A 22,121-nucleotide genomic window follows, 5' to 3' on the forward strand; every position below is an offset into this window, starting at 1 on the left:
GATTTTTTTGGCAGAAGTCATTCTAGCTAGAAGCGTAATGAGGTCTGAACTATGATTTGTGTGATTTACCTGATTTGGATGATTTTTTTGGCAGAAGTCATTCTTAGCTAGAAGCGTAATGAGGTCTGAACTATGATTTGTGTGATTTACCTGATTTGGATGATTTTTTTGGCAGAAGTCATTCTTAGCTAGAAGCGTAATGAGGTCTGAACTATGATTTGTGTGATTTACCTGATTTGGATGATTTTTTTGGCAGAAGTCATTCTTAGCTAGAAGCGTAATGAGGTCTGAACTATGATTTGTGTGATTTACCTGATTTGGATGATTTTTTTGGCAGAAGTCATTCTAGCTAGAAGCGTAATGAGGTCTGAACTATGATTTGTGTGATTTACCTGATTTGGATGATTTTTTTGGCAGAAGTCATTCTTAGCTAGAAGCGTAATGAGGTCTGAACTATGATTTGTGTGATTTACCTGATTTGGATGATTTTTTTGGCAGAAGTCATTCTTAGCTAGAAGCGTAATGAGGTCTGAACTATGATTTGTGTGATTTACCTGATTTGGATGATTTTTTTGGCAGAAGTCATTCTTAGCTAGAAGCGTAATGAGGTCTGAACTATGATTTGTGTGATTTACCTGATTTGGATGATTTTTTTGGCAGAAGTCATTCTTAGCTAGAAGCGTAATGAGGTCTGAACTATGATTTGTGTGATTTACCTGATTTGGATGATTTTTTTGGCAGAAGTCATTCTTAGCTAGAAGCATGAGTCAGATAAATCACATAAATCAAAAAAATCAAAAAAATCATAGTTCAGATGATGATTTTTTGCAGAAGTCATTCTAGCTAGAAGCATGAGTCAGATAAATCACATAAATCACATAAATCAAAAAAATCATAGTTCAGATGATGATTTTTTTGGCAGAAGTCATCCTAACTAGAAGCATGAGTCAGATAAATCACATAAATCAAAAAAATCAAAAAAATCATAGTTCAGATGATGATTTTTTGCAGAAGTCATTCTAGCTAGAAGCATGAGTCAGATAAATCACATAAATCACATAAATCAAAAAAATCATAGTTCAGATGATGATTTTTTTGGCAGAAGTCATCCTAACTAGAAGCATGAGTCAGATAAATCACATAAATCAAAAAAATCAAAAAAATCATAGTTCAGATGATTTTTTTTGGCAGAAGTCATCCTAACTAGAAGCATGAGTCAGATAAATCACATAAATCAGAAAAATCATAGTTCAGATGATGATTTTTTGCAGAAGTCATTCTAGCTAGAAGCATGAGTCAGATAAATCACATAAATCACATAAATCAAAAAAATCATAGTTCAGATGATGATTTTTTGCAGAAGTCATTCTAGCTAGAAGCATGAGTCAGATAAATCACATAAATCACATAAATCAAAAAAATCATAGTTCAGATGATGATTTTTTTGGCAGAAGTCATCCTAACTAGAAGCATGAGTCAGATAAATCACATAAATCAAAAAAATCAAAAAAATCATAGTTCAGATGATGATTTTTTGCAGAAGTCATTCTAGCTAGAAGCATGAGTCAGATAAATCACATAAATCACATAAATCAAAAAAATCATAGTTCAGATGATGATTTTTTTGGCAGAAGTCATCCTAACTAGAAGCATGAGTCAGATAAATCACATAAATCAAAAAAATCAAAAAAATCATAGTTCAGATGATTTTTTTTGGCAGAAGTCATCCTAACTAGAAGCATGAGTCAGATAAATCACATAAATCAGAAAAATCATAGTTCAGATGATGATTTTTTGCAGAAGTCATTCTAGCTAGAAGCATGAGTCAGATAAATCACATAAATCACATAAATCAAAAAAATCATAGTTCAGATGATGATTTTTTGCAGAAGTCATTCTAGCTAGAAGCATGAGTCAGATAAATCACATAAATCACATAAATCAAAAAAATCATAGTTCAGATGATGATTTTTTTTGCAGAAGTCATCCTAACTAGAAGCATGAGTCAGATAAATCACATAAATCACATAAATCAAAAAAATCATAGTTCAGATGATGATTTTTTTTTGCAGAAGTCATCCTAACTAGAAGCATGAGTCAGATAAATCACATAAATCACATAAATCAAAAAAATCATAGTTCAGATGATGATTTTTTGCAGAAGTCATTCTAACTAGAAGCATGAGTCAGATAAATCACATAAATCAAAAAAATCATAGTTCAGATGATGATTTTTTGCAGAAGTCATTCTAACTAGAAGCATGAGTCAGATAAATCACATAAATCACATAAATCAAAAAAATCATAGTTCAGATGATGATTTTTTTGGCAGAAGTCATTCTAGCTAGAAGCATGAGTCAGATAAATCACATAAATCACATAAATCAAAAAAATCATAGTTCAGATGATGATTTTTTAAAAAAGTGAAAAAGAATGTAGAGACATTCCATGGAACGTCTCTACAAGGGTTTCAGGTCACGTATATTTAATTTTCACCAGATGTCTAATAATTTAAAGCTGTCTGACTACAGGTTTACCGTCAATAACTTCACCAACAAGAACGATATCTGCACAATTGACGAAAATACCATTTTCCAAAACACCAGGAATGTTATTCAGTGTTTTTTCCAGGTTTGCAGGATCATCAATACTATCGAATGTCACATCTAAAACCATATTACCTTGGTCAGTGATGACAGGACCTGCTTTTCTCACACCCATTCGCAATTCTGGCTTACCACCAAGGGCTTTAATGGCATTAGTGACGGGGGTAAGTGCCATAGGGATGACTTCTACAGGCACAGCAAAACTAGAACCCAGTTTATCTACTAATTTACCACCATCAACAACAACAATAAACTGTGCTGCAAGATAATCTACTACTTTTTCGCGGGTATGTGCTGCACCACCACCTTTAATCAAGTTTTTGTGAGGATCTACTTCATCAGCGCCATCTATGGCAATATCAATATGATCTACAGCGTCTAAAGTGGTGAGGGGAACGCCATACTCTTTAGCTAACACTTCTGATTGAAACGAAGTGGGGATACCGACAATATCTTTGAGTTCCCCTGATTTGAGACGTTCTCCTAAATACTGAATCGTGTAAGCTGTGGTTGAACCAGTACCCAAACCAACTATAGAACCGGATTTTACTAAATTGGCAGCGGCTTTGCCAACTTCTTGCTTCATCAATTTTACGGGATCTGCTGGTATGGACATTCTTTAACTCCTGAAAAACTCATGGGATCGAAAATACTATTACAGCCGACTATACTACAAAATTGGTAATGAGAATTTAGAATTTAGAATTGAGGATTGAGGATTTAGAATTGAGGATTTAGAACTAAAACTCCCTTAATTTTTGATTTTTGAGCAAAATCTTATATTTTATTTACATACAATTTGTTATAAAAATAAAGGTTTATAAATTATATTCAAAAAATCTTTATAATTAATTATCTATAAAATTGGCAACTTCAATTATGCAATTACCGTCAATATCAATAATCTAGTTAAAAGATAATAAGTAGGTAAACAGGAAAAATTAAAGGTATGTAACGGTATGTAAAGGTGTCTCAACGCAAGATTCTGATTGAGTTTCAGCCATTTTACAAAACGCAATAAATTTCGCTTTTATTATGTACACCTACTTAGTGGCAATGAAAAAATTACTGGGTGCATTGACTTTAATCACACTGCTGCAAACTTCCCCAATTATTGCACAGGAACAATCACCAGATACAATACCTGTTACCAGTGCAGAGTATCTACAAAAGGTAGTTGATTCTAAATTAATGGATAATTTTCCCGATGGTGAATTTCATCAGGATAAGTTAATTAGTCGAGCAGAATTGGCATCAATTTTGGTCAAGGCATTTTATTTAGATAAACGGGCTATTCTTTCAGAAAAAAAATCTGTATTCATCCCTGATGTTCCTGCTTCTCATTGGGCATATCAAGATATTCAGATAGTTTTGAAAACCGACATTATGAAAGGTTATCGAGGCAATCTGTTTTTCCCAAATCAAAAGGTTACTAGAGCCGAAGGTTTAGCGATTTTTGCCCAAGCTTATGGGGTTTTTCAATTTCCTGATCAAACTGTTAATAAGATTCTCTCATCACATCCAGATGCAAAAAATATACCTGATTGGTCTAGAAAGGCGATTGCCACACTCATTGCTGAGGAATTTGTGAATATGGATACACAAGGTAATATTTACCCACTAAGCCCCATAACAAGGGGAGATTTAGCTTATATGCTAAGTAAGTATTTACAACGTCAACAGAAGCAACCCTCGACACCTATAGTTCGCTAGATTTCTCCATGTTGATGAAGTTGGAGATGAGTAAAAGTTTTCAAGCTAAAAACTTTTCTAGACAACGCACAAACATTTCTACACCCATTGGTAAAGCAGTTTCATCAAAATCAAATCGGGGATGATGATGAGGATAATCTAATTTTTTCTCTGCATTTGCCGCACCGAGAAAAAAGTAACAACCGGGAACTTCCTGCAAGAAAAATGACATATCTTCCCCACCCATTGTTTGACATTCGGGAACTATCCCAATGGGCGTTTCTATTACATCTTCTGCAACAGAACGGACTAACTCAGCTATTCCAGGATCATTAATCACTGGTGGATAATAATGGATATAATCGAAGTCATAATTTGCCCCGTGACTTTGGCAAATTCCCGCAATAATTTGTTGGATACGGGCTTTAAAAAAACCTCCTAAATCAGGATTAAAATATCTCACAGTCCCACCCATTCTTGCCGTATCAGCAATCACATTAACTGCCGTTCCTGCGTGGAGTTCTCCCACGGTGACAACTGCCGCATCAATGGGGTTAATATTGCGGGAAACAATAGTTTGTAAAGCATTGACTATTTGCGCCGCTACAATTATGGAATCTACCGTTTGATGAGGAATTGCCCCATGTCCACCTTTACCAAAAATGGTACAATGGAACACTTCAACAGCAGCCATTAATGCTCCTGGACGGACTCCCACAGTCCCCAATGGCAGATTATTCCATAAGTGTAAACCGATAATGGCATCAACATCAGGGTTTTTAAGGACACCTGCTGCTACCATCGGTTTTGCCCCACCGGGACCTTCTTCTGCGGGTTGGAAGATAATTTTTACAGTCCCGCTAAAGTCTTGACGGTGTTGATTGAGGTAATATGCTGTACCGAGAGCGATCGCTGTATGTCCATCATGTCCACAAGCGTGCATCACCCCATCCTGTTGAGAACAATAGGAAACTTCGTTGAGTTCTTGAATAGGTAAAGCATCCATATCAGCCCGAATTGCTAATACTTTACCCTGCCCAGGTTTTTCACCTTTAATAATAGCAACAATTCCTGTTTGAGCAATTCCCGTTTGATGGGCAATTCCCCAACTTTGTAACTTCTGGGCAATAAATTCAGCGGTGATTTTTTCCTGAAAACCTAATTCTGGTTTTTGGTGGATTTCTCTTCTCCACTCCACTAATTGCGGTTGTAAAGCCCGAATTTCTAACCTGACATTTTTGAGATTTACCGTTGAAGCTAGAGGAAATGTAGAAACCATAGTTATCAATTAAAAATGCTACAATTAAAAATTAAAAAACTCCTAGCAATTCCCAATCCAAATCCGCAGCAACTTGGGCAAGTTTTGCTAAATCTCTGGGATTTTCCAAATAAGGTATACAACCTAAAACGGGAATATTTGTCAATGATTGAATCAAATCTGGGGGAGTTAAATCAGCAATTTCTGACTCTGTGCGAGGTTGGGTACAATTAAGAATAATTCCCCGCAGATTGATTTTAGCTTGCCTAGCTAATGCTACATTAGCAACAGCTTGAGCGATCGCTCCCAATCTCACACATACCACCAAAACAGTCGGTAATCGCCATTCACCCGCTAAATCAGCCACCGTCAACTCATCAGTAATTGGTGAGCCTAAACCCCCCAAAGATTCCACCAACACAAAATCACGTTGTTTCTGTAAAGCCAACAAAGTTCGCCAAACTATCGCCAAATCAACTTGACGATTTTCCTTAGCAGCAGCTATGGGAGGGGCTAAAGGAGCTTGAAAATACATAGGTGTAATTTCCTCCGGTGACTGTTCCAAATTAAACAGAGTTTGGTACAGTTCCCTATCTCCTACCCCTGATTGAATTGGCTTCATAATCCCCAAACTGCGCTGGGGATAATATTTTTGCCAATAAGCGGCTATTGTTGCTGTGACAACAGTTTTACCAGCGTCTGTATCAGTTCCCGTAATCAGTAAAGTATTCAACAATGTTTCCTGCTAAAATTGACAACTTAATTTGCTTCTTTTGCTAATTTAGCTTAATAAGCAGAAGCCTCTCACCCTGCGAGTACAAAATATTGATTTTATGTTATTATCACAGACTAGGTGTAAATAAATTAAATGCTCCAAATGTAGCCCACAAAACAAAAAACAGATCTTAAAACCAAAGAACCGTGGGGCGCACGGAGTAGGGGCGTATTGCAATACGCCCCTAACCACCTAGTTTCCTCATGGAGGAGTCACGCTCGTTGCCCACACTCATCTGAAAGGGAGTGTGTGGAGTCCGTCACCGTTAATTAGTCCCATTAAACCTGGGTATAGCAGTTTCCGCTGGTATTGGGGTTTCCGTTGGTGTGGGAGTTTCCCTTGGTGTGGGAGTTTCCCTTGGTGTAGGAGTTTCCCTTGGTGTAGGAGTTTCCGTTGGTATGGGAGTTTCCGTTGGTGTGGGGGTTTCCCTTGGTGCAGGAGTTTCCGTTGGTGTTGCTGCCTCTATTGCCACATTCAAACTATAGTTAACATCCGAAACACCTCCAGACAAACCTAATTGAATAATATATTTCCCATCATTGGCTAATATTCCCTCATAAGATGTAGATTGTGGATCTTGAGTATTAATAATTTCACGATCAGCCGTTAAAATCGTCAGCACAATACCACTGTTTTCATTTACAGATACAATTAATTTTTCCCCGCTCTTACCCCGAAAACTATATTGAACTAATTCATTTTCCTTCAGTATCCCGTCAACTTTCGCCTGGTTAGATTTGTCTAATCTCAGACGTTGGCTATTAATCACAGGTTCACTATTAGTTTCTATGGGTGTTGGGGTTGGTGTTAATGTTGTGCCACTAGGAATAACTGGGGAAGGAAAGGATTGTGGCGTTGTGATTGTTTCTCCTGCTGGGCGAGACTGACTTTTCAGTGAATTCACTAAAGTCCAAGAACCAAATCCTGCTAAAATAATCACAATACAGCCAATTCCTCCCAACGCCCAAGTGTTATCCAAAATAGAGCTACTTTGGCTAGAATCAACGGAAGGTTGCGGCTTTTCAGATATTTTTGATATAGGTTGAGGACGATGACCGACGGCGATAGTTTGTAGGTGAGATAAATTAGCAGCCGGTTGACGAGTATAGCCTGTGTTGAGCAGTGCTTGAGTAACATCAGCCGCACTTTGATAGCGTTCCCCTGGCAGATAACTCAACATTCGCTGCAAAACTTGAGCAAATTCTGGTTTCACCGTTGCCCATTGTTGCCAATTCCAAGTTAGTTGCTGCTCATCAAATAAATCTGTCGGTTCTTTCCCCGTCAACAAAACAATGGCCGTCACAGCCAATGCATACAAATCACTACTAGGATATGCTCTACCTGTTTGCATTTGTTCACTAGGCGCGTAACCCAATTTACCTACAGTAGTAACTGGTGTAGGGCTTGAGGATTGTAATTTTGTGGCTAATTCCTTTACTACCCCAAAGTCAATTAATACAGGCAGGAAATCATTTTCCCGTAGAATTATATTTTCTGGGGATATATCTCGATGAATAATTCCTTGACCGTGAATATAACTAAGAACAGGTAATAAAGTACCTAGTAAATGCAATACATCTGCTTCAGTCAAAGTTGTCCCCACGTCTTGGCGTTCTCTGAGCAAATTGCGGTAAGTTTTACCAGCTACAAAATCTTGCACCAAAAATAACTTTTCGTTTTGGGCAAATTTTTCTCGAAATTTGGGAATTTGGGGATGTTCAATTTGATACAAGATAGCAGCTTCTCGCTCAAATAATTCTTGTGCTTTCTGCCCACTATCTGTTCCTGTGATTGGGGCAATTAATTCCTTCAGCACACAAAGCTCATTAAATCGTCTTTGGTCTTCTGCTAGATAGGTTCTACCAAATCCCCCCTGGCCAATAATGTGAATTATGTGGTAACGATTTTGTAGGATAGTACCAACTGTAATCGGTGATTGCATGATCTATTAATTAGAATATAATAGCAACTGAGCTAGAACGAGAGCAAAAGCATCATTCATCCACAACATGACACAGCGTGTATTAATTGTGGCTTCCGTAATTATCCTCTGTTATCCCGCCTCAAAGGAAGTGTATACTAGAAATTAAGTCTTGCATTATTCTATTCTTACATTCTGCCTTGAGTCAGGATGTGTCCCATATAGTAACAGGTATAATCCAGAATGGATAAATTAAGCGGCATCACTAATAATATCAACGTAGCTACTTAACGGTATCTTAGTTTACTGTTTACACACTTAATAGATCCGGAAATTTGACTTCCTGATGATTTCGCTAGTACCACTTTCTCGGAATTTAGAATTAAGAATTAAGAATTTAGAATGAATACAGCATAAGTTTTTCACAAATTCGGAATGGTTCATTAACTTACGCCGGACTGTGCTAGTGTTCTTGATACAAGATACAAATATTTAATCTTTAGTTCACTAGGTCGTTAATTGGTAATAAGTATCATAGAATAATTGTTTGCACTTTCCGTGCTATTTAATAATAGGTGTTCTCACACCCCAGAGCTAACTTGAATATTATTGCTTGACTCCAATTTCCGTTAAATTTGCTCAATCTCTGATAATATTTCTATGAATGCACTTCGAGGATCTGCTGTGCTAAGTTCTGCAACTTTACCAGTCCAGTCAATAGCAACGGGACTACCTGACAATAATCGCTTGCGACTGTTTTCTGGTTCTGCCAATATGAAACTATCGCAAGAAGTAGCTCGTTATCTAGGCATGGACTTAGGTCCAATGATTCGCAAAAGATTTGCGGACGGTGAACTTTATGTTCAAATCCAAGAATCAATTCGGGGTTGCGATGTCTATTTAATCCAGCCCAGTTGTCAACCCGTCAATGATCATTTGATGGAATTACTAATTATGATTGATGCCTGTCGTCGGGCTTCTGCACGACAGATCACAGCAGTAATTCCTTATTATGGTTATGCTCGTGCTGACCGGAAAACAGCCGGCAGAGAATCCATTACGGCTAAGTTAGTGGCTAACTTAATCACTCAAGCAGGCGCTAACCGAGTTCTAGCGATGGATTTACACGCAGCCCAAATCCAGGGCTATTTCGATATCCCCTTTGATCATGTATATGGTTCACCAGTTATCCTCGATTATCTAGTTAGTAAAGGATTACAGGATATTGTGGTTGTTTCCCCTGACGTGGGTGGGGTAGCACGCGCCAGAGCATTTGCCAAAAAACTGAATGATGCTCCACTAGCAATTATTGACAAACGCCGTCAGGCTCATAATGTTGCCGAAGTTTTAAATGTCATTGGTGATGTGAGAGGCAAAATCGCCGTATTGGTAGATGACATGATTGATACTGGCGGTACGATTGCGGAAGGGGCTAGATTACTGCGTCAAGAAGGAGCAAGTCAGGTATATGCCTGTGCTACTCATGCTGTATTTTCTCCCCCGGCAATTGAGAGGTTGTCCAGTGGGGTATTTGAGGAAGTGATAGTCACTAACACTATTCCTATCCCAGAGGCTAGTCAGTTTCCTCAATTGGTGACGCTTTCAGTCGCTAATTTACTGGGCGAAGCAATTTGGCGGATTCACGAAGATAGTTCTCTAAGTAGTCTATTCCGTTAATCAACAAATAACTATCATCCTTAAGGATGAAATATCAATTGTGAAGGATGAAATTTTTCGTTCTTCATTTTTTGTATGCAGCTAAAACTTCTAATTCAGAAACTACTCTTGCTAATTCTTCAACTAAGGGCGTAATTTGATGTTGCCCGAAAGCATCTGCTAGGGCGCGATAATACCAAAGTGTGCCTTCTTTTCCACCTTGAAACCGTTCCCAAACTGCATCACCGATAATCCGATAATCTTTGAGAATTGACCGCACATTATGAAGTTTATCAGATGCAGAAACTAGCAATACTGAGGGGGAAGCGGTGGAAATATGGGCAATATAAGCCTCTTTTCGGGGTTTCCAAGGGGGTTTAGGTGTGGTGTCTGCGTCTGTGCAACCATCAACTATGGCGGTAACATTATCCCCAAACCGCCGGCGAATTTCTTCTCTGGTGGCTGCTCCGCCTTGGTCTTCTATGGCATCATGTAGTAAAGCTGCGATCGCTTCGTCTTCGTTTGCACCATATTCTAAGGCTATGCTGGCTACTCCTAGTAAATGGGTAATGTAGGGAATATCGCCAGCTTTGCGTTTTTGGGTGGCGTGGAGTTCATGGGCGTAGGTAAGAGCTTGGGTAAAGCGTTCTGATAGCATTTTTCGTTAAACAGTTATTTTGACATTATTGGCAGCATTAATAATGTTATTATCTTCTTGGTCAATCATAGTGATAGTTAATTTTAATCCCAAAGCATTGAGCCAATTTGCTAAGTTATAAATTGCTTCATTTCCTGGTTGGGATAGTATTTGATCTAATTGTTCTCGATGTAGTTTAGCTTGTTCTGGAGTAAGATTTTGTTCAGCTAAGGCTTCTGCTACATGACTTAATGCTAGTTTAATTAATCTAGAATCTGGTTCTTCTCCATCGTCTTCTAAGTGCGTTTCTAGATATGTAGCAGCATAAGCTGGATCTTTTAAATGTGAAATTAGAAAGTCATGGTATGGTAAACTTTTAACCATTGTTTTAACTCCTATAGTTTTGCCAATATTCTATAGCTTGGTGAATATCTTGATCTTGGGTGCTTTTATCTCCACCACATAGCAGAAGCACAATTGTTGTCCCAATTTGTCCAAAATAAATCCGATAACCAGATCCATAATCAATTTTAAGTTCAAAAACCCCTTCTCGAAGTGCGCGATAATCACCTAAATTTCCTAAATTAACTCTGTTGAGTCTTTTATTAATTTTTATTTGAGCTTTAATATCTCGGAGATTATCAAACCAGTCATCAAAAGGAATTTTACCGTCTGGTTTAATATATCGTTGAATTTCTCGTGGTTGGGCTTCCATGATCTAAATTGTAACTTATTCTTGTTTATTAATCCATTACCGGAGCTTACCATAGGTATTGATCTCTAGTTTGGTGTTGAGGTTGACAAGAGACAAAGCATATTTGCGTAGCATCCCGTAGGGATAGAACACGAAGGAAGAGAAAGGTGATAGTTTTGAACTAAAATTAGGATTTTACAGTTTGACAAGCTTTATCCATCATTTCTTTTGCTAATGGATGATAACCGTTGTTATTTAAAAATGCTAAGATTGACTCTTTTACTTGATAACTAATTGCTTCATTCGTTGTCACTAATCTAGCAAAGTGTTCACAGTTCCAACCTAATAAACCATAATTCCAAGTTTTGAATAATTCATAAGCAATTAAACATCTATCAAGAACTTCTTTTCTAGGTAATAACTTTATATCTCTTGCTCTTTTAGCTTTTCTGGGAATAGGAAATACAGTAAATCCATTTCCACCAAAATTAAAGGCGTGGGTATCAGAAATAGTTATGTGATAATGCAATGTAGGATCTTTACGATGATCTTTATGATGAATGAGATATCCTGCATTGGAACTATTATAGTCAACATGAATTTGAAATTTACGGACTATATTATCTATTGGTGGAGAATTAACTATTTGAAAAGGTGAAAAACTAATATTTGCAGTTTGAATAATTGGAATATTTAAAAGAGATAACCAATCATTAATTGACTGTGGACGATTTTCCGGCTTTATTTCCATTCCTTTAATTATTGTCTGATTCACCCTATCACTAATACTAGAATTTATCTTTTTCGCTTCTTCCAATTCTGTACCAATAGCTCTCATTGGTGCTATAGTTGGTAATTCTCCAGTTAACAAAGAATACAAAGTTGCAGCTAAAGCATAAACATCTGTAAATGCTCCCCTTCTTGCTCTTTTATCATATTGTTCAATTGGTGCAAAACCATCAGATAATATTTTCGTATGGGTTATGGTTCGATTCGGTGTAAACTCTCGCGCAATCCCAAAATCAATTAACACGGCTTCTGATTTACCAGCACGCAACATGATATTTTGTGGTTTAATATCTCGATGTAATAAGCCGTTATTATGAACTAGAGTTAATACTGATCCAATTTGCTGAATATATCGTAATGCTTCAGTTTCGGATAAAACACCTTGATTTTCTACAAAACTTCCTAAATCTTCCCCCTCAATATATTCCATCACCATACACCAAAGATCATTTTCATGAATGACTTCGTAAATTTGCACAATATGGGGATGACTACATTTAGCTAATTTAATCGCTTCGTTGAGAAAATCTTGTTGAAATTTAGCAAAATCAGCACGTTTTTGGATTGCATTATTTAAAGTTTTGATAACCACAAAATTTCCCTGATTATCTCTAGCGCGATAAGTTATACCAAAACCACCTTCACCTAATTCTTTTTCTATGGTATATTTACCATTTTGTAATTCCTGTCCTGATAACCAAGCCATAACCTGTAAATTTATAGATTTATAAGTTCATTTTGGCACAATTTTAGTTGTAAGTGCTAATTTCAGGTTATTATCTGCCTAAAATAGTAGAAGACACCTGACTACAAACTAAAAACCTATGCCACAAACAATTCTCAAGGAAATTCTCAGTCAGCTTGATAGTCTAGAACAAGATGAACTACAGCAACTTAATCAAGCTATCCAAATATGTCTAACTGATAAAGCACAAGTTAATCAAATCACAAAATTTCATCAAGCACTGTTAAGTTCTGGTTTGGTGAAACAAATTAAACAACCTGCTGACAGTAAACAACATGAAAGAAAACTTATTCAGGCAGAAGGAAAACCTGTTTCTCAAACTATTATTGAGGAACGTCGCTAAATGTCTGTTTATTTTTTAGATAGCAGTGCCTTAGTTAAACGCTACGTTGCGGAAATAGGTTCAGGTTGGGTTGTTGGCTTGTGCAATCCTACGTTAAAAAATGATGTATTTATTGCTGCTATTACTGCTGTAGAGATTACTGCGGCAATTAGTAGGCGATCGCGGGCTGGAACTATTAATATTCAAGATGCTACAATAGTATACCATCAGTTAAAAAATGATATCGAATCTGAATATCAAGTGATCGAAATTACAGAAAGTATCATTAATTCAGGAATGAAATTAGCTGAAAAATATTGTTTACGCGGCTACGATGCAGTTCAATTAGCTGCTGCTGAGTCTATAAATACCCTTTGCATCGCAAATGGTTTACCTCAATTAACTTTTGTATCTGCTGATAAAGAATTGAATATAGCTGCTGTTAGTGCAGGTTTGCTTGTCGAAAATCCTAACAACCACTCTTCAACCTAAATCATGCTTTTGATATTTATTATCAAAATAACAATATTTGTGACAATTAAGGTACAATTATTAAAGGTTCGTTACAGAAATGGCAAATCATCTCCACTTCTGTTAAAACAGCCGAAAATTAGCTTTTTAATCTAAAAACCCTAAAGTTTACCCAAACCCTCTATGACGCTCCCAATTCGTAACGTCGCCATTATCGCCCACGTTGACCATGGTAAAACCACCTTGGTTGATGCTCTCCTCAAACAGTCCGGCATTTTCCGCGAAGGCGAAGACGTTCCGGATTGTGTCATGGACTCCAACGATTTGGAGCGGGAACGAGGCATTACAATTCTCTCTAAAAATACAGCGGTTCGCTACAAAGACACCCTGATTAATATTGTTGATACCCCTGGACACGCTGACTTCGGTGGTGAAGTAGAACGGGTTCTCGGCATGGTGGACGGTTGTATTCTGATTGTTGATGCCAACGAAGGCCCAATGCCCCAAACCCGCTTTGTACTTAAAAAGGCTTTGGAAAAAGGTCTCCGTCCTATTGTCGTTATTAACAAAATTGACCGTGGACAAGTTGACCCCCACATTGCTGTTGATAAGGTCTTGGATCTGTTCTTAGAATTAGGTGCAGATGAAGACCAGTGCGACTTTAAGTATCTGTTTGCTTCCGGTATGGCTGGTTTCGCTAAAGAAACCTTAGAAGAAGAAGGGGTAGATATGCAGCCCCTATTTAATGCAATTCTGCGCCACGTACCTGCACCAGTGGGAGATCCTAACAAACCTCTGCAATTGCAAGTTACCACCCTAGATTATTCTGAATATTTAGGACGGATTGTTATTGGTAAAATCCACAATGGGACGATCCGGGCTGGACAACAAGCCGCTTTGGTAGTAGAAGATGGCACTATTGTCAAGGGCAAAATCACCAAATTGATGGGATTTGATGGTTTGAGACGGGTAGACATGGAAGAAGCTACCGCAGGTTATATTGTGGCTGTGGCTGGTTTTGCTGATGCTTACATTGGTGAAACAATTACAGATCCTAATAACCCCATGGCTTTACCTTTAATTAAGGTAGATGAACCAACTTTACAAATGACTTTCTGGGTGAATGATTCACCTTTTGCTGGTCAAGAAGGTAAATTGGTAACATCTCGTCAAATCCGCGATCGCTTGTACCGCGAATTAGAAACAAACGTGGCTTTGCGCGTTGAAGACACCGACTCTCCTGATAAATTCCTGGTTTCCGGTCGTGGGGAATTACACTTAGGGATATTAATCGAAACCATGCGACGTGAAGGTTTTGAGTTCCAAGTATCTCAACCTCAAGTAATTTACCGCACAGTTGGTGGTCAAAATTGCGAACCTTTTGAACTTCTAGCGTTAGACGTTCCCGCCGATGCAGTTGGTAGCTGTATTGAACGTTTGGGACAACGGAAAGCGGAAATGCAAGATATGCAGCCTGGTAGTGGCGATCGCACTCAATTAGAGTTTATCGTTGCAGCTCGTGGTTTAATTGGTTTCCGGGGTGAATTCATGCGGATGACTCGCGGTGAAGGCATTATGAACCACAGTTTCCTTGATTATCGTCCTCTTTGTGGTGATATTGAAGCCCGCAACAAAGGCGTTCTCATCTCCTTTGAAGAAGGTGTTTCTACCTCCTACGCGATGAAAAACTGTGAAGATAGAGGCGCATTCTTTATCAGTGAAGGAACTAAGGTTTACAAAGGTATGATTATTGGTGAACATAATCGTCCCCAAGATTTGGAATTGAACGTTTGTAAAACTAAGCAATTAACCAACCATAGATCATCTGGTGGTGAAGAACTTACTCAGTTACAAACACCCATAGACATGAATTTGGAACGAGCTTTGGAATACATTGCTCAAGATGAATTGGTGGAAGTTACACCTGAATCTATTCGTCTTCGGAAGATGTCTAAGAAATTGGTGAAACGATAATATCTGTAGGGGTGGGGTTTCCCCACCCTGATTCAATTCTTGTTAAAGGATTGTTTTTTTATACATAATTTTTATTAGTTATATGGTGGGTGGCGTTAAGCGACAGCGCAACCCAACAAAGATTTTAATTACAGCGGTTTCCGCTCTTATGAGGTACATCTTAGCCCCCTCATCGCACCCCCCTCAATCCCCCCGCAACGGGGGGAGGAAAAGGATAAACTTTTGATATTGGAGGGGGTTGGGGGTGGGGTTCTTGTACCTCATAACATCGGGAAGTGCTGTATTACGTTTAATAATGTTGAGTAACATAGGTCAACCCAACGTGACGTACTCCACACACTCCCTTTCAGGTGAGTGTGGGCAACGAGCGTGACTCCTCTATGAGGACATTAACTAAGCTTTAAGACCGTGCGCCCCACGGTTCTTTGGTTTTGAGATTTGTTTTTTGTTTTGTAGGCTGCATTTGGAGCATTTAATTGGACTACACCTACTCTCTTATAATAACATAAAATCAATATTTTGTACTCGCAGGGCGAGAAGCAAGCTACGTTTCGTCGCTGTAGCCTTCTTTGTTTTCGCTACGCTCAAATACAATTTGGGCTACGCAACTCAACTCACGCGCATTCATCCCACGCTCCTAAGAGTGAGACGTGGGGCTTCTTGCTGTTAAGCTAAATTTTTTTATTCTAAAAGTATTGTGTTAGCTAACATTTATTAGCAAAAAAAGTATTGGTTAATTTTTTTCTACCACGCTATAGATTGTCATTAAAATTTGGGAATACTGAGAAATAGGATGAAATAACCTCTAGGGATTATGGGAATTCATATATCAAGTAATTATCAGGGTAATAATCACAATGGTAACTTCAAAAAATAAATTATTTACTCCCCAACATGATGGGAATTCCCCAAATACAAAGGAAGAACAACGGCTACAAGCATTATTAAACCTGGATTTACGACAATCGGAAATGATTCCGGTATTTGAAGAAGCTGCTCAAACTGCTGCTCACTTTTTAGAAGTGGAAATTGCGATTTTGGGATTTATTGATCAAAAATTTCATTGGTTCAAATCAGCGGTAGGCTTATCTCGGTTAGGATTAATGAATGATTTGGCTCGTAAACGCCAACTTTTGCGTCGGGAGTCATTTTGCTCTCAGGTAGTAGAAACTTCGCAAAGCTTAGTAATTAATGATATAAGCAAAGAAACGAATTCTTTGATCAAAGATAGTATATTAGTAAGAAATTATGGGATTAGCGCATATTTGGGAGCACCCTTAATTGATGCAAATGGTAACTGCTTAGGTACATTAGCAGTTATGTCTCGCCAACCTCGTAATTTTACAAACCGCGATATTGAGTTTTTACAAATAGTTGCGCGTTGGAGCATGAGTGAATTTGAGCGCAACCGATTATTACAAAACAACCCAGCAGCAGAGAATAGTAAATCTAAGCTCGAATTTTCACTTTTAGAAGAGCAAATAATTGATTTGAAAATTACTCCTCCTGTTGTGAAAACAGATTTTAATTTCAATCAACAAATTAAATTAGAACTTTTAAATCAGATAATTCAGGAGTTACGCACACCATTAACATCTATATTAGGTATGGCTGGTGTCTTAGAAAGAGAAATTTATGGACTTTTGACAACTAAGCAAAGAGAATATTTAGAAATTATCGAACATAGTGGACGGTATGTACTTTCTTTAGTTAATGAAATTACGGAATTAGACGCAACTAATGAAAATTCTTATTTGATAAATTTAGTCCCTGTTTATATTGAAATGCTCTGTCAACAGGTTATTAATACTTTAGAGGAATTAGCTATCCGTCGTGAGCAAAATATTCGCCTATCTATTGAACCAGGACACAATCGCCTTTTATCGTTAGATAAGGATAAGGTACGACAAATTCTGTACAATTTGATTTTCAGCGTGATTCAAGTTTCTGCTATTGGTAGTATAGTAAGAATTCACGTTACTTATAAATTAGATACACTATGTGTAACGGTGTGGGTATCTCACCCTGATTTAAAAGATGGTGTTAACAATTGTGATTCTTATTTTTACCTAAATTCTTTACCAATTGAGTCTGGGGTAGATAACCATAGTTATAATCATGATTACACAGAAAAACCCCTCAACCTTGATATGTTCGGTAATACTTCATTCGATAAATTGGGGAAGTTATCTGCTGCTATTTCTCGTGAGAAATTAGGACTTTTCTTGAGTTGTCATTTAGCAGAATTACATAATGGACAAATTTCTATTCAAGGTTCACCAGAGTCAGGATACCGTTATGTGCTATCTTTGCCATTAAAGTTTGCGACTTCTTCAGCAAATAGCTGAACTATGATTTATGTGATTAATATGATTTATCGCGGTTGGTGGGAAAAGTAGTCAAAAATTACATCTGAACTGTGATTTATATGATTTATGTGATTAATATGATTAATCCTTCTTGGTGGGGAAAGTAGTCAGAAATCACATCTGAACTATGATTTATATGATTTATATGATTTATGTGATTAATATGATTAATCCTTCTTGGTCGGAAAAGTAGTCAGAAATCACATCTGAACTATGATTTATATGATTTATGTGATTAATATGATTAATCCTTCTTGGTCGGAAAAGTAGTCAGAAATCACATCTGAACTATGATTTATATGATTTATATGATTTATATGATTTATATGATTTATATGATTTATATGATTTATATGATTTATGTGATTAATATGATTAATCCTTCTTGGTCGGAAAAGTAGTCAGAAATCACATCTGAACTATGATTTATATGATTTATGTGATTAATATGATTAATTCTTCTTGGTCGAGAAAGTAGTCAGAAATCACATCTGAACTATGATTTATATGATTTATGTGATTAATATGATTAATATGATTAATATGATTAATCCTTCTTGGTGGGGAAAGTAGTCAAACACTCATAAAAATCACATAAATCACACAAATCATAGTTCAGAAGTTGATGATTAATCCTTCTTGGTGGGGAAAGTAGTCAAACACTCATAAAAATCAGATAAATCACACAAATCATAGTTCAGAAGTTGATGATTAATCCTTCTTGGTGGGGAAAGTAGTCAAACACTCATAAAAATCAGATAAATCACACAAATCATAGTTCAGAAGTTGATGATTAATCCTTCTTGGTGGGGAAAGTAGTCAAACACTCATAAAAATCAGATAAATCACACAAATCATAGTTCAGAAGTTGATGATTAATCCTTCTTGGTGGGGAAAGTAGTCAAACACTCATAAAAATCAGATAAATCACACAAATCATAGTTCAGAAGTTGATGATTAATCCTTCTTGGTGGGGAAAGTAGTCAAACACTCATAAAATCACATAAATCACACAAATCATAGTTCAGAAGTTGATGATTAATCCTTCTTGGTGGGGAAAGTAGTCAAACACTCATAAAAATCAGATAAATCACACAAATCATAGTTCAGAAGTTGATGATTAATCCTTCTTGGTCGGGAAAGTAGTCAAACACTCATAAAAATCACATAAATCACACAAATCATAGTTCAGAAGTTGATGATTAATCCTTCTTGGTCGGGAAAGTAGTCAAACACTCATAAAAATCACATAAATCACACAAATCATAGTTCAGAAGTTGATGATTAATCCTTCTTGGTGGGGAAAGTAGTCAAACACTCATAAAAATCACATAAATCACACAAATCATAGTTCAGAAGTTGATGATTAATCCTTCTTGGTCGGGAAAGTAGTCAAACACTCATAAAAATCACATAAATCACACAAATCATAGTTCAGAAGTTGATGATTAATCCTTCTTGGTGGGGAAAGTAGTCAAACACTCATAAAAATCACATAAATCACACAAATCATAGTTCAGAAGTTGATGATTAATCCTTCTTGGTGGGGAAAGTAGTCAAACACTCATAAAAATCACATAAATCACACAAATCATAGTTCAGAAATTTGCGCTTCTTACCAAAATTACGGTACTATCAACACCAGAGGCAATTTCTTCAGGAATGTTCCCTTGAATGGCTTGTTGTAATAATCCTTCACGGGAAGCACCTAAAACAACAACGTCGAAACCTTCAGTTTTAACTAATTCAATTACTCCCTCTGCGACTGATTCTGCTTGTAAAGATGCCGCAACAACGTTACTGTGTAAATTACGATTACGCATTAATTGGCGCGTAGATTCTTCTAAAACTGTCATATCTGGTGCAGTTTCCCAAGGTTTCACTACCTGAGTTAAACGAATTTCTGTATCATTTTCTAGAGTTACTAAAGCTGGTAATAACTTAATGGCTATTGGTGCATTCGGACCCCCAGCCATTGGTACTAACCACCGTTTAAATTGCTGACAGGAATGGAAATTATTCCCTAATTTCACTAAGACAACATCACAGTTTGCTTGACGAATTACTGTATCTACAACATTACCAAAAATCCTACCGGGGGTAGATGTATTTCCCTTCCAACCCATGAAAATTAAATCTATATATCGTTCCTTGGTGGTTTCTAAAATTGCTTGGGCGATATCATGGGCAATACGAATCTGGGTATGAATAGGAATCTGCCATTTTTTGGCTAAAACTTCTGCATTCCTGAGTAACCGACGACTTTTTGCCGTATTTATCTGGGTTTCGGCAGGAGAACTATGACGAGATACAAGGATGATTTGTAAACATTCTATTTCATAATGGCGATCGCGGGCAATTGCCGCAGCTATTTCTAATAATGCAGGGGCAGTTTCTGGGTTAGCAATGGTGACTAATAATCTACCTCTGCCAATACTAGGAGAACGAGTTTGGTAAACTACATAAGAAGGTTCTGGTTGGGGACCTCTCACCCCATTTTCGCCATTCAAATGATCTGCTTCTGCGCGAATAATATCGGCACGGGTAATAATCCCAATTAATTTTTTTCCATCTACCACAGGTAAACGGCTAATTTTATATCTATCTAATAAATAGAGAACATGACTTAATCTATCTGCTGGTGATACTGTCACCGGCTTGGGTGTCATAATCTCTTTTAAAAGAGTTTCATGGGGTAAAAGATGATCACGGATTTTTTGTAAATCTGTTTGGGAAACTAATCCCACTAACTTATTATTCTCGACGACAGGAAACCCGCGATGATGGGAAAGAGAAAAAGCTTTAATAACTTCATCTCCTGTCATTTCGGCTTCTAAAGTTTCCACTGTACGCTGCATGACATCCTGAGCAGTTAACTGTGTTAATATCCCCTCAGTTTTAGCATCTTTTTTCAGAATAATGCCATTTAATTTTAAAAGTTTGTCATAGAGTGAACCAGGAACAACCTTCTCAGCTACTAGATAAGATGTCACAGATACCACCATTAAAGGTAATACTAAATTGAAATCTGTCGTCATTTCAAAAACAATCACAATCGCAGTCATGGGAACTTTGGAAACTGCGCTAAAAAATCCCCCCATTCCTACTAATGCGTAGGTAGTCGGTGAACCAATTCCAAATATTTGTAATTCACAGACACCAATAATATGTCCTAAGCAAGAACCTAAAATTAAACTGGGTGCAAATAATCCCCCAGGTGCGCCCGAACCAAAGGCAATTAAGGTTAAGATAAATTGGGCAATAAAAGCGATCGCTGCTAAAGGTATATTTGGTTCACTGGCAATCATAAACTCCCGCAAACCTGTATTATCCCGAAAGTGTTCCGGAAGCAAAGCGATAATTAAACCAGAAGCCAAACCGGCTATTGCCACCCGCAACGGTAAACTGATATGTAACCGACTATAAGCTTGAATACTGAAAATTAATCCCTGATTAAATAAAGCTGCCAATAAACCTGTCAAAATTCCTAAAATTAATAAAATGGGAATTTCTAATAGGGAAAAACTGCTAGAGTGCTTAATTATTTCCAAGTCTAGTTGCAGACTTCCACCACCTAACCAGCGGGAAATTACGCCACCAATAAACGAAGCAATAATTGCTGTTCCTAATGTTAAGCCGGATAAATCTTGTAATAACTCTTCAATAATAAATAGTACCCCCGCTAGAGGGGCATTAAAAGCCGCTGCCAACCCTGCACCAGCCCCCGCTGCAATCATTTGACGGCGGTGATCTGGAGATGTGGGAACTAAGCGACTCATTCCCGCTGCTAACCCCGCACCTACCTGAACTGTAGGCCCTTGTCTTCCCAAGGTTAATCCTGAACCCAAGGCGATGATGGCACTAATTAGCTTGACAAAAGCAACTCGCCATGATAATTTAATTGGCACGTTTGCCAGACAGGCTTTAACTTGGGGAATCCCACTACCAGCCGCTTCTGGTGCTAATCGCTGGACTAACCAACCGGATAAAAACCCCAGGGTCAAACCAATAAGTGGTAAAGTTATCCATGGGGGTAGTTCATGTTCTTGTAATATGTGGGTTGTATGCACTCGCCATGTTCCCAACCACCCTGAACCTTGTTTAAGTAATACCGCAGATAAGGCGGCTACTATCCCAATTACGGAAGCTTCTGCTATGGCTAAACCCCTTCTCGGTTGCCAAAAGTTACGAAAGTGATTGGTTAGCATGGGA

General features: G+C 37.6%; 14 protein-coding genes and 1 pseudogene. 6 read left to right on the top strand and 9 right to left on the bottom strand.

Translation table 11 applies throughout. The features are described from left to right. Window positions 1-2,511: 2,511 nt before the first annotated feature. Complete coding sequence (gene rpiA / locus EZY12_22325; protein QSX67412.1) at window positions 2,512-3,222, bottom strand: ribose-5-phosphate isomerase RpiA; 711 nt, start codon at window positions 3,220-3,222, stop codon at window positions 2,512-2,514. 440 nt (window positions 3,223-3,662) lie between these two features. On the opposite strand from rpiA, the gene EZY12_22330 reads away from it, so the two are divergent. Next, window positions 3,663-4,319: an S-layer homology domain-containing protein gene (locus EZY12_22330; protein QSX70785.1), complete on the top strand. Its 657-nt coding sequence runs from the start codon at window positions 3,663-3,665 to the stop codon at window positions 4,317-4,319. A 40-nt stretch (window positions 4,320-4,359) separates the two neighbouring features. On the opposite strand, the gene EZY12_22335 is transcribed toward EZY12_22330, so the two are convergent. The 3 genes from EZY12_22335 to EZY12_22345 form a co-directional block, all read right to left on the bottom strand. After that, window positions 4,360-5,577 carry an amidohydrolase gene (locus EZY12_22335; protein ID QSX67413.1) on the bottom strand — a complete coding sequence of 406 codons (1,218 nt, stop codon included), beginning with the start codon at window positions 5,575-5,577 and terminating at the stop codon, window positions 4,360-4,362. Window positions 5,578-5,608: 31 nt separating this feature from the next. Further along, entirely contained in the window at window positions 5,609-6,289 is a 681-nt protein-coding gene (gene bioD, locus EZY12_22340) for an ATP-dependent dethiobiotin synthetase BioD (GenBank protein QSX67414.1), read from the bottom strand. Between the two features lie 307 nt (window positions 6,290-6,596). After that, entirely contained in the window at window positions 6,597-8,273 is a 1,677-nt protein-coding gene (locus EZY12_22345) for a serine/threonine protein kinase (protein QSX67415.1), read from the bottom strand. 639 nt (window positions 8,274-8,912) lie between these two features. Between EZY12_22345 and EZY12_22350 the strand changes: the two genes are divergently transcribed. Next, entirely contained in the window at window positions 8,913-9,929 is a 1,017-nt protein-coding gene (locus tag EZY12_22350) for a ribose-phosphate pyrophosphokinase (protein QSX67416.1), read from the top strand. Window positions 9,930-9,993: 64 nt separating this feature from the next. Here the strand turns inward: EZY12_22350 and EZY12_22355 are convergent, their stop codons facing one another. The 4 genes and pseudogenes from EZY12_22355 to EZY12_22370 all read right to left on the bottom strand — a co-directional run bounded on the left by EZY12_22355 (window position 9,994) and on the right by EZY12_22370 (window position 12,734). Then, entirely contained in the window at window positions 9,994-10,566 is a 573-nt protein-coding gene (locus EZY12_22355; protein ID QSX67417.1) for a bifunctional (p)ppGpp synthetase/guanosine-3',5'-bis(diphosphate) 3'-pyrophosphohydrolase, read from the bottom strand. 6 nt (window positions 10,567-10,572) lie between these two features. Continuing rightward, on the bottom strand, window positions 10,573-10,929 hold the full coding sequence (locus EZY12_22360; GenBank protein ID QSX67418.1) for a transcriptional regulator: 357 nt from the start codon (window positions 10,927-10,929) through the stop codon (window positions 10,573-10,575). A gap of 4 nt (window positions 10,930-10,933) precedes the next feature. Then, window positions 10,934-11,260 (bottom strand): type II toxin-antitoxin system RelE/ParE family toxin, encoded by a 327-nt coding sequence (locus tag EZY12_22365; GenBank protein ID QSX67419.1) that lies wholly within the window; start codon window positions 11,258-11,260, stop codon window positions 10,934-10,936. Window positions 11,261-11,930: 670 nt separating this feature from the next. Then, a pseudogene (locus EZY12_22370) lies at window positions 11,931-12,734 on the bottom strand (serine/threonine protein kinase). A gap of 118 nt (window positions 12,735-12,852) precedes the next feature. Here EZY12_22370 and EZY12_22375 point away from each other — a divergent pair. From EZY12_22375 to EZY12_22390, 4 genes are all read left to right on the top strand, one after another. Beyond that, entirely contained in the window at window positions 12,853-13,116 is a 264-nt protein-coding gene (locus tag EZY12_22375; protein QSX67420.1) for a hypothetical protein, read from the top strand. Beyond that, window positions 13,117-13,587: a type II toxin-antitoxin system VapC family toxin gene (locus EZY12_22380; GenBank protein ID QSX67421.1), complete on the top strand. Its 471-nt coding sequence runs from the start codon at window positions 13,117-13,119 to the stop codon at window positions 13,585-13,587. 162 nt (window positions 13,588-13,749) lie between these two features. Next, on the top strand, window positions 13,750-15,540 hold the full coding sequence (typA, locus tag EZY12_22385; GenBank protein QSX67422.1) for a translational GTPase TypA: 1,791 nt from the start codon (window positions 13,750-13,752) through the stop codon (window positions 15,538-15,540). 857 nt (window positions 15,541-16,397) lie between these two features. Continuing rightward, on the top strand, window positions 16,398-17,888 hold the full coding sequence (locus EZY12_22390) for a GAF domain-containing sensor histidine kinase (GenBank protein QSX67423.1): 1,491 nt from the start codon (window positions 16,398-16,400) through the stop codon (window positions 17,886-17,888). 1,619 nt (window positions 17,889-19,507) lie between these two features. Here the strand turns inward: EZY12_22390 and EZY12_22395 are convergent. Further along, complete coding sequence (locus EZY12_22395; protein ID QSX67424.1) at window positions 19,508-22,117, bottom strand: chloride channel protein; 2,610 nt, start codon at window positions 22,115-22,117, stop codon at window positions 19,508-19,510. Window positions 22,118-22,121: the final 4 nt, after the last annotated feature.

This window comes from Dolichospermum sp. DET69 (assembly GCA_017355425.1).
Lineage (GTDB): Bacteria > Cyanobacteriota > Cyanobacteriia > Cyanobacteriales > Nostocaceae > Dolichospermum.